The 17,022-nt window shown below is 43.4% G+C and carries 13 protein-coding genes; 6 read left to right on the top strand and 7 right to left on the bottom strand.

The window, feature by feature from the left end:
* Positions 1 to 192 precede the first annotated feature (192 nt).
* The 3 genes from AC0J5Y_RS04185 to AC0J5Y_RS04175 all read left to right on the top strand — a co-directional run bounded on the left by AC0J5Y_RS04185 (position 193) and on the right by AC0J5Y_RS04175 (position 4,960).
* Positions 193 to 951, top strand: coding sequence for a nitroreductase family protein (locus tag AC0J5Y_RS04185; RefSeq protein WP_475131660.1), 759 nt, complete (start codon positions 193 to 195; stop codon positions 949 to 951).
* A gap of 63 nt (positions 952 to 1,014) precedes the next feature.
* Entirely contained in the window at positions 1,015 to 3,912 is a 2,898-nt protein-coding gene (gcvP, locus tag AC0J5Y_RS04180; protein WP_475131659.1) for an aminomethyl-transferring glycine dehydrogenase, read from the top strand.
* 370 nt (positions 3,913 to 4,282) lie between these two features.
* The gene (locus AC0J5Y_RS04175; protein ID WP_475131658.1) at positions 4,283 to 4,960 is read left to right on the top strand and encodes an esterase/lipase family protein; all 678 of its coding nucleotides are present in this window, start codon (positions 4,283 to 4,285) and stop codon (positions 4,958 to 4,960) included.
* A gap of 17 nt (positions 4,961 to 4,977) precedes the next feature.
* Here the strand turns inward: AC0J5Y_RS04175 and AC0J5Y_RS04170 are convergent, their stop codons facing one another.
* The 4 genes from AC0J5Y_RS04170 to AC0J5Y_RS04155 form a co-directional block, all read right to left on the bottom strand.
* Positions 4,978 to 6,276, bottom strand: coding sequence for a ribonuclease D (locus AC0J5Y_RS04170; protein WP_475131657.1), 1,299 nt, complete (start codon positions 6,274 to 6,276; stop codon positions 4,978 to 4,980).
* 352 nt (positions 6,277 to 6,628) lie between these two features.
* Positions 6,629 to 7,222 (bottom strand): recombination mediator RecR, encoded by a 594-nt coding sequence (recR, locus tag AC0J5Y_RS04165; protein WP_475131656.1) that lies wholly within the window; start codon positions 7,220 to 7,222, stop codon positions 6,629 to 6,631.
* A 110-nt stretch (positions 7,223 to 7,332) separates the two neighbouring features.
* The gene (locus tag AC0J5Y_RS04160) at positions 7,333 to 7,662 is read right to left on the bottom strand and encodes a YbaB/EbfC family nucleoid-associated protein (RefSeq protein WP_475131655.1); all 330 of its coding nucleotides are present in this window, start codon (positions 7,660 to 7,662) and stop codon (positions 7,333 to 7,335) included.
* Between the two features lie 84 nt (positions 7,663 to 7,746).
* Positions 7,747 to 9,015, bottom strand: coding sequence for an O-succinylhomoserine sulfhydrylase (locus AC0J5Y_RS04155; RefSeq protein WP_475131654.1), 1,269 nt, complete (start codon positions 9,013 to 9,015; stop codon positions 7,747 to 7,749).
* A 424-nt stretch (positions 9,016 to 9,439) separates the two neighbouring features.
* Between AC0J5Y_RS04155 and AC0J5Y_RS04150 the strand changes: the two genes are divergently transcribed.
* The 3 genes from AC0J5Y_RS04150 to dusA all read left to right on the top strand — a co-directional run bounded on the left by AC0J5Y_RS04150 (position 9,440) and on the right by dusA (position 13,770).
* Positions 9,440 to 11,140, top strand: a complete 1,701-nt coding sequence (locus AC0J5Y_RS04150; RefSeq protein WP_475131653.1) for a phospholipase D-like domain-containing protein — start codon at positions 9,440 to 9,442, stop codon at positions 11,138 to 11,140.
* A gap of 205 nt (positions 11,141 to 11,345) precedes the next feature.
* The gene (locus tag AC0J5Y_RS04145; RefSeq protein ID WP_475131652.1) at positions 11,346 to 12,647 is read left to right on the top strand and encodes an MFS transporter; all 1,302 of its coding nucleotides are present in this window, start codon (positions 11,346 to 11,348) and stop codon (positions 12,645 to 12,647) included.
* A gap of 151 nt (positions 12,648 to 12,798) precedes the next feature.
* On the top strand, positions 12,799 to 13,770 hold the full coding sequence (gene dusA, locus AC0J5Y_RS04140) for a tRNA dihydrouridine(20/20a) synthase DusA (protein ID WP_475131651.1): 972 nt from the start codon (positions 12,799 to 12,801) through the stop codon (positions 13,768 to 13,770).
* Positions 13,771 to 13,975: 205 nt separating this feature from the next.
* Here dusA and AC0J5Y_RS04135 read toward each other — a convergent pair whose 3' ends face one another.
* The 3 genes from AC0J5Y_RS04135 to sppA all read right to left on the bottom strand — a co-directional run bounded on the left by AC0J5Y_RS04135 (position 13,976) and on the right by sppA (position 16,958).
* The gene (locus AC0J5Y_RS04135; RefSeq protein ID WP_475132072.1) at positions 13,976 to 14,761 is read right to left on the bottom strand and encodes a lysostaphin resistance A-like protein; all 786 of its coding nucleotides are present in this window, start codon (positions 14,759 to 14,761) and stop codon (positions 13,976 to 13,978) included.
* 108 nt (positions 14,762 to 14,869) lie between these two features.
* Positions 14,870 to 15,760: an alpha/beta fold hydrolase gene (locus tag AC0J5Y_RS04130; protein WP_475131650.1), complete on the bottom strand. Its 891-nt coding sequence runs from the start codon at positions 15,758 to 15,760 to the stop codon at positions 14,870 to 14,872.
* A gap of 142 nt (positions 15,761 to 15,902) precedes the next feature.
* Complete coding sequence (gene sppA / locus AC0J5Y_RS04125) at positions 15,903 to 16,958, bottom strand: signal peptide peptidase SppA (protein WP_475131649.1); 1,056 nt, start codon at positions 16,956 to 16,958, stop codon at positions 15,903 to 15,905.
* Between the last annotated feature and the right edge of the window lie 64 nt (positions 16,959 to 17,022).

Genomic DNA, 17,022 nt, shown 5'->3' with positions numbered 1-17,022 from the left:
TGTGCGCTTTATTTTTAAGACAATAATGGCAAAACCGTGTTTTCAATGCAGTATTTTCAAGACAATCAGCACTCAATTTATGACGCCCAACTGCTATCTGATTTATTCATATTAATCACTTGTCAAACACTATTGAAAAGTGCCCTCAATAATGACTAAGCTGATTAGTCATTCCTCAGCATGGATCCTACTATGAATTCTAATACTGGCAATAAAGACAGTCATGCGACGCCTAGTCACACTCCGCAACTGCAAGCGTTTCGCGAGGTGGTAGAGTCGCGCCGTTCAGTACGCCGCTTTACCGACACAAAGATACCTGACGATGTGTTAGCAGACTGTCTGCGTTTGGCAATGCTTGCACCAAACTCAAGCAACCTTCAGCCGTGGGAGTTTTATGTCATTGATGATGCTGACAATCGTAAGCGCGCGGTCAAAAACTGCATGAATCAAAACGCAGCAAAAACTGCCGCCCGCTTAATCGCTGTCGTTGCCCGTACTGATATTTGGCATGAGCATGCGCAGCAGATTTTACGTGAGTATCCAGATAAACCTGTGCCAAAAAAGGTTAAAGACTACTACACCAAAGTCGTTGCTATGGATTTTTTACGTGGCCCAGCCAACGTGGTATCAGCTGCAAAATGGGGCGCGACTCAAGTGGTCAGACGCGTAAAAGGGCCGATCAAATCGCCTTACTATACCTTTGAAGACACCAAAAACTGGGCAACCAATAACACCGCGCTTGCGGCCGAAAACCTCATGCTAGCACTACGTGCACATGGGTTTGATAGCTGTGCGATGGGCGGCTTCGATGAGCCAGCTATGAAGCGACTGTTAGGCTTAGGCGACGATCAGCACATCATTATGATGATTGGTGCGGGCGAGCGTGCTGATAATGGCGTCTACAATACCCAGTTCCGCTTTGAGCAAGACCAATTCGTGCATTACGTATAACCTGCTACTACCCTATTTTTATTATAGCCATCTCCTTTATTCCTATATTTACCAAGGATCACCATGACTATCTCTCAAAACCCAACGCTTGATACGTTTGAAGGCTTGTTCAACGAAGCCGAATTTGTTTATCGTCATCTTGGCTCCAATGATAGCAAACAAGCTGACCTGCTCAGCGCTATTGGCTATAGCGACATGGCAACCTTTATCAACGATACTGTGCCTGAACCAGTACGTCTGCATAAAGAATTAGATTTGCCAGTGGCGATGAGTGAGCACGCAGCGCTTGCCAAATTGCGCACTATGGCTGACGACATCACTGTTAATAAGAGCTATATCGGACAAGGGTATTCGCCTGTGCGTATGCCAGCAGTTATTCAGCGCAACGTCCTTGAAAACCCAGGTTGGTATACCGCTTACACGCCTTACCAAGCAGAAATCGCTCAAGGTCGCCTAGAAGCCTTGCTTAACTTCCAACAAGTTTGTATTGACCTGACTGGTCTTGAGCTTGCTGGCGCCTCACTGCTTGATGAAGCAACGGCTGCTGCTGAAGCGATGGCAATGTCAAAACGTGTCAGCAAAAGTAAGTCTGTGCAGTTTTTCGTTGATGACCGCGTCTATCCACAAACGCTAGATGTTATTAATACCCGTGCCAAATATTTTGGTTGGGAAGTGGTGGTTGGTGATTTTGAGCTGGCTAAATCAGGCGACTATTTCGGTGCATTATTCCAATACGTCGGTGTTGAAGGCGATGTTAAAGACCTAACCGACGTTATCACTGCCGTTAAGAAAAATAAAACTTATGTGAGCGTCGTGAGTGACATCATGAGCTTAGTATTATTAAAATCACCAGCGGATATGGGTGCAGACGTGGCTTTGGGTAGCACGCAGCGTTTTGGTATCCCAATGGGCTTTGGTGGTCCACATGCCGCCTACTTTGCGTTCTCTGATAAAGCCAAACGCTCAGCGCCTGGTCGTATCATTGGTGTGTCAAAAGATGCGCAAGGCAATACCGCTCTACGCATGGCATTACAAACCCGTGAGCAGCATATCCGCCGCGAAAAAGCCAACTCAAACATCTGTACTTCGCAAGTATTGCTTGCCAACTTGGCTGGCATGTATGCCGTTTATCATGGTCCAGTTGGTATAAAGCGTATCGCTACTCGTATCCATGCATTTGCGACTGCCTTCGCTGACGTCATCGAAAACGCCAACGATAGTAATTTAAACGTGGTACATGATCAATTCTTCGATAGTGTTGTGGTTGATTGTGGCTCAGAAAAACTGGCTACCCAAATCTTTGAAAATGCTGATAATGTTGGTTATAACTTATGGCGTCTTGGTGACACCAAATTGAGCGTCGCGTTCAGTGAAACCAGTGATCAGAAAGACTTTAATGTCCTAACTCAGCTGTTCGTTACTAAAGCACATGACCTACCAGAAGACGCTCGTGTCTCTCTTGATAGTGCTCATTTGCGTACTGATGCTATCTTAACGCATCCAGTATTTAACTCGCATCATACCGAACATGAAATGCTGCGTTACTTAAAATCGCTTGAAGACAAAGATTTGGCGATGAACCGCAGTATGATTTCACTTGGTAGCTGTACCATGAAATTGAATGCCACCAGTGAGATGCTACCGATCACGTGGCCTGAGTTTGCCAATGTGCATCCGTTTGCGCCGCGCGATCAAGTCACTGGTTATATTGCGATGATTGACAGCTTGCAAGATCAGCTAAAAGCCATCACTGGATTTGACGATGTGTCCATGCAGCCAAACTCTGGCGCTTCAGGTGAGTATGCTGGTCTACTAGCGATTCGTCGTTATCACGAATCATTGGGTGAAACGGATCGTGATGTTTGTTTAATCCCTCAGTCAGCGCACGGTACCAACCCTGCAACAGCGATGATGATGGGTATGAAGGTAATCGTGGTCAAAACTGATGACAATGGCAACGTTGATATCGACGACCTAACCACTAAGTGTGAAGAAAACAGCGCCAATCTAGGGGCTTTGATGATCACTTATCCATCGACGCATGGTGTGTTTGAAGAAGGCATCCGTAAAATCTGTGACCTTATCCATAAACATGGCGGTCAAGTCTATATGGATGGTGCCAATATGAACGCACAGGTTGGCATGATGCAGCCAGCCGACGTTGGTGCTGATGTACTGCACATGAACTTGCATAAAACCTTCTGTATCCCGCATGGCGGCGGTGGTCCAGGTATGGGTCCTATCGGCATGAAAGCGCACTTAGCACCCTTTATGGCTAACCATACCTTAAGTCCTGTACACAATGCGCAAAACGACTGCTCGGCGGTATCAGCAGCCCCTTATGGTTCAGCAAGCATTTTACCTATTTCATGGATGTATATCGCCATGATGGGCCGTGATGGTCTGCTAAAAGCGACTGAGCTTGCGCTATTAAACGCCAACTATGTCGCTGCTCAATTAAAAGGTCATTATACTGTTCTTTATACCGGCAAAAACGGCCGCGTCGCGCACGAATGTATCATCGATATTCGTCCTTTAAAAGAAGAGACGGGCATCAGTGAAAGCGATATCGCGAAACGCTTGATGGATTATGGTTTCCACTCACCAACCATGAGTTTCCCAGTAGCGGGTACCTTAATGATTGAGCCGACAGAATCCGAGTCGAAAGAAGAGCTTGATCGCTTTATCAGTGCCCTAAAATCTATCAAAGCGGAAGCGATGAAAGCCAAAGCGGGTGAAGACAACTGGACGTTAGAGAACAACCCATTGGTCAATGCACCACATACGGCTGCCATGGTGATTGACGGTGACTGGACTTATCCATACAGCCGTGAGACAGCAGCATTCCCACTGCCTTATATCCGCACTAATAAATTCTGGCCAAGTGTGGCACGTGTTGATGACGCTTATGGTGATAAGAACCTCATGTGTTCTTGCCCAAGTATCGAAAACTATATGTAATCCCAGTTTTATATAGTCCTAGTTTTTGATACTTTATAAAAGATAAAAACAAACCTCCAACTCAGTAGCTGATTTGGAGGTTTTTATTTTGCTAATAACATTTAGCGTTATAATAAAATGGCTATAATCAGGGAAAAGCAATATCGATATAGTTGAAATACTTTAAAGTCGCTACAGTGCTACTGGTATCAATTTTTCGAAGCCTCTGGAGTGCAAAGCGCACAGCAAGCGAGAAAAATTGATACCAGTAGTACAGGACTATTGATGTATCGATTTTACTTTTCATTGACTATACATAACGTACTGTAGCGTTTTTAAGGTATTTTAACTATATTAATCTATTCACATCATTCCATGGTTAGAATTAAATATGCGGAAAAATACTCTTGTCATTCTTATCCATGGTCTGCACCAAACGGCTTGGACCATGCGACCACTTGCCAAACGCTTGCAAACAGCAGGATTTGATACTCATCAATTTGGCTATCGTAGTATGCGAGATGGTATTCAAACCAATAGTCAGCGGCTTAATAAATGGCTTGAAGAAAACCATCATCCTGATGAGCCGATACATTTAGTCGGTCATAGCTTGGGCGGTTTGATTATTCGTGATTTTGTCACTCAGTACCCTAAATGGCAAATTGGTCGTTGCGTGACCCTTGGGACACCGCATATGGGCAGTATTTGTGCTGATTATATTTGGCGACTAAGCCCTGCTATCGTTGGGCAATCCTATATCGATGCATTAGATGGCACCGTTGCGCCGTTACCTGAGCATATTACCCTTGGCGTGATTGCTGGGAATCGTCCATACGGTTTGGGTCAGATATTTCTGCAATATCACAATCGCAAATTACGCCGAACAGACAACCCTTTGCTTGATGAGCATCTTGTACATGACGGCACTGTATATCTAAAAGAAACTAAGCTTGATGCCGCTATTGACCATTTAATCCTGCCTGTATCGCATACCGGCATGTTGATTGATACTAACGTTGCCAAGCAGACAGGATATTTTTTACAGTATGGTCAATTTGAACATGAGTAAGCGCCAGACGTAAAGTATTAAACATTGATACCCATGCCTTGCTGTAGCTCAGTTTTATGCGCTTCGATAATAGGAATAAAGGTGTGCATCACCCAATCATAACGCCAGCCTTTCAATCCTTGCGGCAACTCGCTGATATTTTTATCAAAAGCAATCACTTCGTATAATTGCCCAAGCCATTTTTTACGCATTAAGACATTGGCAGGTACGCCGGTAGCTTTTGCTTGATCATCTATCGCTTGTTGCACCGCTTTTGAGAGTACTTTATTCTTTGAGCGATACGGCGGCAATAAGCAATCTGGATATTCTGCAGGATGCAGATTTTTTGCCTCCTTTATCACTTTGAGTAGCTCTTCACCATACAATCGCAACATACTGCGATGTATTGTTGTCTTATGCGCAAGCTCACGCATACTGTTTGGTTTTTCAGTGACAATCTCACGCACGGCTTGTTTTTTTATGACAAAAGTACGGGGCTGATTGGTTGAGCGCGCGAGCTCTTCACGCCATGTGGCTACCGCCTGCAATATTGCCATTTGCTCAGAGGTATAGCGATAATCTGCCATGGTTAGATACATCTGCTCGTCTGCAACATTTTGAGCATCATATAAGTCGTTGGCGTAAAGCTGACAGTCTTCCCAGACATACTCATAGAGACCTTGAGATTTTAGGGCGTATTCAAGACTCAAATATAACGCAGGTAAAAAGCGCACGTCATCAATCGCATATTGCTCTTGCTCATCAGATAATGGTCGCTGTAACCAATCTGACTGGCTGTGCTCCTTATCAATATGCATGTCGAGCTGCTCATCAAGCGCCTGCTGATAGCCTATCTGTAATTGACCTGTTAAGTAGGACAAGGCAATTTGCGTATCAAAAATATTGGTCAGCGGCGGGCAGCCGGACAATAGATAAAATATACCCAAATCTTCACCACAAGCATGCCAGATAGCCACATCAACCTTCATAAGTGCTTGCCATAGCTCACTCAGCTGTAACTGCGGCGCATCTAATAAATATACATGATTGCCAGTATTTAGCTGTATCAGTGCTAAGCGTGGATAATAGGTATCGCGTTTGATAAACTCCGTATCTAATGCCACACGCCCGCAAGTGGCTAATGCCTTAATCACTTCATCTAAACCACTTTGCTTACGCACCCAAGTGACGGCAACCTCATCAGCAATATCTAATAGCGCGTCGATGTCTGGCTCTGCGAGCAAATCTACTGAGGCTGTTGTATTAGATGACTGATTTATAGGGTCAGAGGTAAGCACATCTTGAGGGTTTGATTCGATTGAAGCAGTGTTAGACACGGGCAGATACCTGCATTGATAAAAGGAGATAAAACGCTAAAACGCGTCTTAATAAAATTGACAAAAATAATAATAAAGCAATTATAACAATATCATCAAATAAAGTGGGCAAAACTCAATATTATAGTGAATTCAAGTTTAAGAACAATGCAGTTCTAATGGTATGAACGCCTCTTTTCTATTTAAACCTGATTATATAAGGTTATAGTTGAAATACTTCAAAGTCGCTATAGTATTGCTGGTGTAAATTTTTTGCAGCCTCTGGCAGCAACGGCACAGCAAGCAAGAAAAATTTGCACCAGCAGTACGTGTTGTATCGATATTACTTTTCACCGACTATATGATAACAGCGTTATAAAAAAGAGCGATTTTGCATGGCTTGACCAAGCGTCATACTATCAAGATACTCAAGCTCACCGCCCATAGGTACGCCTTGCGCCAGACGCGTAACTTTATTGACATGACGACTGACTGCCTCACTGATAAAGTGCGCGGTCGTTTGCCCCTCGACCGTCGTACCGGTCGCCAATATCAGCTCTTCAACAGGCTCTTGCTTGACGCGCCAAACCAGTTGCTCAATATTTAAATCATCAGCGCTAATACCATCAATCGGTGATAAGTGACCACCTAATACAAAATAACGCCCACGATAGCCTGCCGTCTGCTCTATTGCCATCACATCTGCTGCCGTCTCAACCACACACAGCAATGCATCATCACGCCTAGGATCTTGGCATAATGGGCAAACAACATCATCGCTAAAGCTATGGCAGCGCTGACACTCGACGATATCACGCATCGCTTCATCAAGTGCTTGAGCAAGCGCCATGCCTTGTGGGCGTTTTTTGGTGAGTAGATGCAGCGCCATACGTTGAGCGCTTTTTTGACCAACGCCCGGCAAGATACGCAACTGTTTGACCAGCTGATCAAATTTGGCTGTCAGCAAAGTGATGTCCTTTGTTTATAAATCATAGCTATGAAAATGGGGTCGTATCGTGTCGATAACAACCCCATTTTTCTTTAATATGTCGCCTTTAGCGTTTAAGAACCAGCTACTTAAAACATACCTTGCATACCTGGTGGCAGACCCATACCTGATGTCGCGCCAGCCATGGTTGATTCATATAGCTCGTCCGCTTGACGCACCGCATCATTGATTGCGGCAGCGATAAGGTCTTCAATCATATCCGGCTCATCTTCTAATAAGCTTGGATCGATGGTCAAGCGTTTGACCACATGACGACCCGTCATGGTTACTTTTACCAGACCACTGCCCGCTTCTGCATGCACTTCTTTATTGCCAAGCTCTTTTTTAGCATTTTCGACGTTTGCTTCGACTTTCTTTTGCATGGTTTGTGCTTGTTGCATCAATGCTTGGATATTCATAGTTGCCTCTTGGTTTTTTAATAATAAATAATGGGTGTGTTGATAATAAAAAATAAAATGCTAATAGCAATTATACCGTTATCTTTACAAACTGTCTAAACCACGCGCTAAATCTTTAATGATATCTTCTACATCCTCTAAACCGACCGACAAACGAATCAGACCGTCTTTTACGCCTGCTTCTGCCCGCTCTTGGGCGCTCAGACGGAAATGCGTGGTGGTTGCAGGATGGGTAATCGTGGTTTTGGCATCGCCCAAATTATTGGTGATAGAGACCATTTGGGTCGAATCAATGACATGCCATGCGGCAGATTTTGAATCACGCGTCTCTGATGGCTGCACTTCAAAACCCATAATTGCTCCAAAACCGTCCTTCATATGATGCTGACGCTTGGTCAAATCATGCGATGGATGGTCGCTCAAGCCTGGAAAGTGCACGGTGCTAACATTGGGATGGTTAACCAAAAACTCTGCCACTTGATTGGCATTATTACAATGCGCTTGCATACGTAATTTAAGCGTTTCAAGTCCTTTGGTAAACACCCACGCATTAAACGGGCTCATGCTAATGCCGCCTGAACGTATGACCGTAAACGCCTCTTGCATCAGCTTATCATTACCGACCAATGCGCCACCAAGTACTCGACCCTGACCGTCCAAGTATTTGGTGGCAGAATGAATCACCACATCGGCACCCAAATCAAGTGGACGTTGCAAAGCTGGGGTGGCAAAGCAGTTGTCAACGACCAAGAGTATATCATTGGCTTTACACAGCTGGCTTAAAAAGCCAATATCACAAATCTGTGCCAATGGGTTACTGGGGCTTTCGCAATAAATCACTTTGGTATTTGGTTGAACAGCATTTGCCCAAGCGTCATTGTCGAAACAATCAACGTAACTGACTTCCACGCCAAACTTTGCCATATAGTTATTAAACAAGCCGATCGATGAGCCAAAGAGCTGATTGGCAGCAAGCAAATGGTCACCGGCTTTTAGATAAGCCAAACACATGGTCAAAATCGCACCCATGCCGGAAGCGGTCGCCACTGCCCGCTCACCGTTCTCAAGCGCGGCCAAACGACGCTCAAAGGTACGTACGCTTGGGTTGGTATGACGTGAGTAGACATTGCCCGTCTTAGTACCGTCGAAATGACCGGCAGCATCAGCTGCCGAGCTATATACATAAGAGCTGGTGGTAAAAATAGCTTCTGAGTGCTCACCCTCGTCAGTACGATGCTGCCCTGCACGCACGGCAATGGTTTGCATACCATAATCGAGCTCTAAATCCAGCGCATCATTACACCAGTTTGCATCCAAGCCATTTACATTGTCTTTATTTTGCGGTTGACTCATAAAGTTTCCATTGCCTTGATTGTTATTTATAGTACCGTTTATTTTTGATTATAGACATCACGCATTCGCGTTATCGTATCATGATAAATTATTCCAAGCAGTAGCTTCAAATTAGCAGTTTTCAGCGCTGACTTTCTATTATTTTGCCTAACGTATCACTTATTAGAAGGAAGAAGCAAAAATTGTGCTGCCTAGATTCAATAAGAACAATATCTAATACAGGCAATATTTTATAAAAGTAACGTATTTATAATAGGCACAGATGCCGACACCTGATAAGCTTAGCGGCGATTTAGACTTTGCCTTAGGCGATATTATCATATGCCTTATAGTCAGTGTTATCATCTGCAAAACCACCAAAAAATTCTGACATATTTTTTGACAACTTCTTCATTATATAAAGGCTCACTAAGGTAATTTATTTATGTCGATGTTCAGTATAGAACCCAGCAACTTATCGTTGAGCCTGACACTCGGTCTCACCTTAGGTCTTAGTGGATGCCAAAGCTTACCCAAGCAACCGCACTTGCCTGAAAGCCAAGCACTATCCGCACGGGTCAATGCTTTATACCAATCGGACATCAGCAAACAAGCTGAAATAGAAAAAGACGCCCAAAAAGAGGGCGATCCTATAAATACTACGACTGTCAGCACAGACCTTGCTACCCCAAACACGGATAATCTTGATTTGGTTGCTGCCATCAGTCAACAGAGTGAGATTCACCCTGATTTGTCAGGGTATCATCCAATTGTAACGGGCGCCAATGCTTTTGCCTCACGCAGTATATTGACAGGTATGGCAACGCGCAATATCGATGCCCAGTACTATATCTGGCATGATGATCAAGCCGGTCAGCTAATGCTCAAAGACTTATGGGATGCGGCGGAGCGCGGCGTGATCGTACGTTTACTGCTCGATGATTTTAATAATAATGCTAAATTTGATCAACATTTACTGCGTTTTGCCAGTCACCCTAATATTGCTGTGCGTATTATCAATCCACTCATGCATCGTAAATTTCAGACTTTAAATTTTGTCACCGGTTTGCCACGTATCAATAGACGCATGCACAATAAAAGCATGATTTTTGATAAGCAAATCACCATTATTGGTGGTCGCAATATCGGTGATGAATACCTAAGCAATGATAAAAACAGTCAGTTCGCCGACTTGGATGTACTATTGATTGGTAAAGTGGTGGCAGATATTGACAATAGCTTTGCCAGCTACTGGTCAGCACCAATATCATTTGATATTCAAACCTTAGCGACCCTTGATAAAGGAGAGACGACTGACTTCGTACAAGGGCTCGACAAGTTAAAAGCCGATGAAAAAAGTAGTAGCAGTGGCAGCTTATCAGTGTATAAAGCAGCCATTGAAGACTCCTCTATCGATACGGATTTGATTAATAAGCGAGTGCCGTTTCGTTGGACGGACATGCAGTTCTTGAGTGATGACGTTGGAAAATTGACCAAAACCGTGCCAGCAGACACGAATTTAGTGCATCAGCTACGCACTTTGCTTGGTAGCCCATCAAAAAAACTAACTATTATCTCCTCCTACTTTGTACCGACCAAAGACGGTGTTAATACGTTGGTCGCATTAGCAGAATCTGGTATCGAAATCAAAATTCTCACCAATTCATTTGATGCAACCGACGTAACGGCGGTACATTCCGGCTATAGCCAATGGCGTCCTAGTTTACTGCGCGCGGGAGTCAAGATTTATGAGCTAAAATCAACTGCTTCTGAAGAAAAGCGTGAAAACAAACTCTGGAAAGCGCGTAGCCAATCTTCAACCAGTTTACATGCAAAAGCTTTCGCCGTTGATGACTATCAAGTATTCATTGGCTCATATAATGTTGACCCGCGCTCGGCTAATATTAATACTGAGATGGGCGTGATTATCAATGATAATGAGCTTGCAACTCAGTTGCATGATGCATTGAGCGATGACTTATTAAATCAAGCGTATGAAGTGAAGTTACTAGAAAACGGTGATTTACAATGGCATACCATGGAAAAAGATAAGAAAGTCATTTATGATTCAGAGCCGCGCGTCGATGTCAGTGATCATGTTTGGCTAACCATCATGTCATGGTTACCTATTGATTGGCTGTTATAGTTGGCTCAATATAACAGAAGCAGACATTGCATGCCCTTAGCTTAACTTTGGCTCAATTTTGTTTCATACAACCTTATTTGACATAAACGTCTTTATTTTGACGATAAATCATTAGTAATGATGATTTATCGTTTTTTATTATAGGCAGTTATTTAGATAATGACTGCCTTAACGAATACCTTAATGTCTGGATGCGTGACTTAATATGCCTTCTCGTTCTCAATATGCACTGATGTCTTCTAAAGATAAAAACATGGTACTGTTCACTTGTTATAGCAGTGCAATAGCGTTTTTCGACTTTTTATTATACCTATATCTTGCAGATATGTTGGCAGCGACTTTATTTCCTGTTAGCTCAGATCCCAATCTTATGAAGATACAGGGACTGTCATTATTTGCAATTGGTTATGTGGCACGACCACTTGGCGGTGTTATCTTTGGACGTTATGGCGATATAAAAGGTCGTAAACCGTTGCTACTTATCAGTATCTTGGTTACGGCAGCAAGCTTGTTGGCCATGGGATTTCTGCCCACTTATACGCAATGGGGTTTAGCAGCGCCTGCATTGTTTATCCTCTTGCGAATCATACATGGCATGGCTTATGGTCTTTATGTACCACTGTCTTGGGTGTTCGTTGCAGAGCATGTACCGCGCCAATATCTGCCTGTAAGCTGTAGCTACGTGACCGCCAGTTTTTTTGTGGGCGTCTTATTCTCTAATGCTTTTTTTCTTTGGTTAAACAGTACGTTGACCACTGAGCAATTGGCAGATTATGGCTGGCGTTTGCCCTTCTTTATAGCAGCTATCCTGACGGTCTTGCCGCTCCTTGCCTGGCGATGGATAGAAGAAACTCCGTTTTTCACTCAGATGAAAAAATCAAGACCTAGTGATTATATTGCTAAGCCTTTTACGACCCTATTTAAGCATTGCAAGCATGCTATCTTTATAGGTCTGGTTCTCACTTTAATTGCCTCAAGTATTACCACAGTCGTTGTTGTTTTACTGCCTGATTTGATTGAATTACGTTTTACACTTGATACTGACTTATTTGGATTTTCACACAGCCTTGGCATCGTCTTTATGATTTTTGGTTGTATCTTTTATGGCATCATCTCTAACAATCAGAACTTTGGCAAAATCTTGATAATAGGCTCCATTATTTTGATCGCTCAGATGCTTTCTTTCTTTTATCACTTAGAGGCAAGTGGCGACTATATCCTTATTATGTATGCGCTTTTGGGATTTTGTTCGGGTATTGTCGGCATGATACCTGCCATCTTGATTCAGCTATTTCCTACCAATGTGCGACTCACCGGAATGGCTTTTTGCTATAATGTCACTTATGGTATTGTTGGGGTATTGATACCGTTCGGACTTGGCTATGCCACTTTATATCTGAGCTTTTCACCCGCATTGTATATCGTTTTTATCGGTTTTATCGGCATCATCATGGGCATTTATTTTTATAATTTACCTGAATTCAAAAAAATCGATCAAGTTATATAGTGTGAGTCTATGACCAATAGGCTGATCTTTTATTACCCTATTGATCATAGACTCACAGGCCATTGCAAGTGATACGTAAACTGACACATCTACCATCAGCATTTAGCATATACATCTTCAAAAATTTCTAAAAAATTAAGGCTTAACCACTATGGTTGATATGACCAATAAACGTCTTTCGGTTGCACCCATGATCGATTGGACAACGACGGATTATCGTTATTTTGCTCGGCTTTTTAATCCGTATGTTTATTTGTATACCGAGATGATCAGCACGGGCGCGCTGATACATGGCAATCGCGCGCGGCATTTACGCTTTGATACTCTTGAACATCCGCTGGTATTGCAACTTGGCGGCGCAGATATCGCTGAGATGACGCAGTGTGCAGAATTTGCTCAGCAGCATGGTTATGATGAGGTTAATATTAATGTTGGCTGCCCCTCTGATCGTGTACAGCACAATAAAATCGGTGCTTGCTTGATGGCAGAACCCAATACCGTTGCAGACTTGGTCAAGCATATGCAAGCGGCAGTCGATATTCCAGTCACGGTCAAGCATCGTATCGGCATTGATGATTTTGACAGTTATGAATTTATGGCGGATTTTGTACAAAAGGTAGCAGCAGGTGGTTGTACACGCTTTATCGTTCATGCGCGTACGGCATGGCTACAAGGCTTGAGCCCAAAGCAAAATCGTGAGATACCGCCACTGCGCTATGAAGATGTGTATCGTTTAAAGCAGGACTTTCCTACCCTTGATATTGAGATAAATGGTGGGATTGAAACCGTCGCTGATATTGAGGCACACCTTGAGCACATTGACGGCGTTATGATTGGACGCGCCTTTTATCATAACCCGTATCTGCTTGCTGAAGCCAATAGCTTGTGGGAAACCCCTGTCCCAAAGCGTTCAGATATACTAGCTCAGCTTTATCCTTATTTAGAAGCGCAAATCGCCAAAGGTGAAGTGCTTCCAACGATGACTCGGCACTATTTAGGGTTATTCCAAGGATTGGTGGGCGCCCGAAAATGGCGTCAAGCATTGAGTGGTAAGCCTCACTTGACCATCGATGATATCAAGCACGCGGCGACTGAAGTACTAGCCCTTAACCCTGACGCCTGACGCCTGATAAAACCTACCATTAAATATAGTCGATTCTAAATAAAGTAGATACATCATATTTTGACGCGGCACTGGTATAAATTTTTCTGGCGTGCTGTGCCTGCGCAGACAGACGCTACAAAAAATTCATTCCAGTTCCTCTGTATCGTTTCTATACTGATCTTACTATAACAGTGCATACGGCTTAAGTATTCACTGTTACCACCTACGCGACTTGCGCCAGATACTGCCACATAGCCGCGCCGTTATTTATAATATGTAATAACATGGGCAATATCAGCGAGCCTGATTTGATACGCGCATAGCAAAATAATAATGCCAGTACTATGATGGTACTGATCTCATACATGCCATATTGCAAATGAATGACCGCAAATATAAAACTGGTTACCAGACTTGCTACGATTGCCCCGCGATGCCCTGCATCAGATGGCGAGGTAAACTGCTCTGCAATCGCCGACCACAATAACCCCCGGAATATGAGCTCTTCATAAATAGGCGCGACGATAACCATCGCAAAAATAAGTAGCCATACTGAGCTGACAGACTGATATAAAGGGTCGACAAAGTCCAGTGGTGATTTATCAAGCACATACGTCAATGCTTGACTGCCAATCATAAATATCAATAGCAGCCCTATCATGCCCATACCGACCGCCAATGAGAACGGTCTTAATGCTAAATACTGCTTTAAATTGCCGCCTCTCATGCGTATAACCAACGCGCTGATTGCCATTAATAGCACGCAGCCTATCACGATAGAAATACTGACAACCGTTCCATCATTGCTGCCAAAAAAGAAAATATCGCCGATCGTTGCGCTTTTGGCAGTTGGTAATACCAGTTTGCCAGCGATATAAATCGCGCTCAATTGACTGATAAAGAAAACAACCACCATACCTATGATAAGCAGTAAAGTGCCTAAGCGTGTGAATAAAGGCTGAGGATGTATGACAACTTTATTGGTTTCAGCGGCGCTCTTATTTGGCATTCGCATTGACATAATAGGTTTACTCGAAAAGATACTGAAACATTGCTTAAAAACTACTCACAAAGACAATCGGTCTAGCATAAGGAAATTGATTAAAAACAAAGCCTGTTATTTGGCAGATAACTGTTTTTCAATCAATGCTAATACCTGCTCTGACACGGACTTTGGATGCTCAAGTGGAAACATATGACCACCCGTATGAGTAATATAAGGAATACGTAAGCGCGACTTTATTTGTTGCGGGAATCGACGTTTTAAAAAGATACTGTCTTCACCGATAATCAATGTAACTGGCACTTTAGGGGCACGATTCGGGGTCAACCAATACCAAGAAGGGTTAGTCCGAAAGACGGCGACTTCACTGGCTTTTGGAATCGCCAAGGTAACTTTACCATCGGCACGCTTATGCAGACCATGCTCAATATACCCTTGAAAACTGCGCTCAGTAAAGTTTTTAAAAAACCCTTTATGGCGCAGTTTGTCATATGCCTCTTCTCGGCTATCCCATACGTCACGGCGATGCTTAGATACACCAGCGGGCGATAGCTTATCCATCAAACGATTATTCATCAATGGCAATCGATCTGCTGTCTTGGCGAGATGCCATAGCAAGCTAACTTTGCCATAAATCCATGGTGGATCCATCAGAACGGCTTGCGAAAAGTACTCAGGTGCGCGGTACAACGCTTGCAAAGTACACATGGCACCAAGCGAATGTCCGACGGCTACGACTTGCTTAACGCCATGTTTTTTACAGGTATCTTTAACACTATCGACAATCTGCTGCGTGAGACTTCGCCATTGGTTATCGACCGGATAATCAGGCGTATCGCCTAACATTGAGATATATTCAATGGTAAAAAATTCAGCCAATTTCTCAAAAAATGGCTCATAGACAGGACTTGGCATTCCGTTGGCATGAGCAAAATGGATGACTGGTTTTTGAGTTATTTTCGATATCGGTAAGGACGCAAAAGACTGCACATTGACTTCTCTCATGGCACATTCTCATTAGTTGTTATAATGGTTTATATGATATTTATGGTTTTAAATGCTAGATAGCGACACATAAATAAGGCTGAGCGTAATCAAACGCTCAGCCTTAACAATCATACACGGTAACGCTAAAAATTAAAGTCTATTAACGCATCTGCGCGTTGCCTTCTTCTTGTGGCAAGAGATCAAGATTGATGCTTGAACCCACACCTGCGCCCAATTTGACGGCAAAGCGATCCATAAATAACTGGAACGGATCACTTGGCGTATAATTAACCACGTTATTTAATTTAAGCTGCTTCTCTAAACTTGAGATACTGCCTTTTTTGTCCGCCAAGCCAAGCTCAATAGATTGTTCACCTGTCCAAAATAGTCCCGAAAACAGCTTATTTTGTTCAGGATTTTTCAGACGATCGCCACGACCGTCTTTTACAGCATTAATAAAGTGCTTATGAGTATTGTCCAGCACTTTTTCAACATGCTGTTCTTCATAATCCGTTAGTGGACGTGACAGGCTCAAGATATCTTTATATTCCCCTGCTGTAATGGTACGATCTTCTACGCCGACCTTGTCCATCAAGCCTTTTACATTATAGCTTGGCATAATGACGCCGATCGAACCGACTAGGCTTGATGGGTTGACATAAATCTCATCAGCCGCTGATGCGATATAATACGCGCCAGAAGCCCCCATATCGCCAATCACTGCATAAAGCTTTTTATCTGGATATTCTTTACGCAAATCCATCATGGTCTGCCAGATTTCATCTGACTGCACAGGCGAGCCACCCGGTGAGTTGATATCGAGCGCCACTGCCTTTGAATTACTGTTTTTAAAGGCGCGTGTGAGCGCATCATTGACATCATAAGCGTTGGCGACATCACCACTGCTAATAGTTCCTTGAAGCTCAACCACTGCCAAATGTGGCTTACTGGTATCAATACCATCAAGAGCAGTGGGTGCTTCAGTACTACAGCTACGACCAATCGTCAAAAATATCAATAAAATATAGCCAAAGGTCAGTAGCTTAAAGAAAATACTCCAACGACGGGCACGGCGTTGCTCGACCACGCTTGCTAATAAAGTATTTTCAATCAGTCGCCATTCTTGCCCACTCGGCTGGTTTGACTGCTGCATCGGTGCTGGCTGGTTTGCCGAATTGTCAGGACGTTTGTTAGGGTCTGGCGGCCAGTTGGGCATATAACTTCCTAAGTAGAAACAACGTAAAACGATAAAAGACAGATTATATAAACTTAAGACAGAA

Source organism: Psychrobacter sp. TS_SC_6, assembly GCF_056156305.1.
The sequence above is the reverse complement of the archived record's forward strand: the minus strand, read 5'-3'. Positions and strand labels throughout refer to the sequence as shown.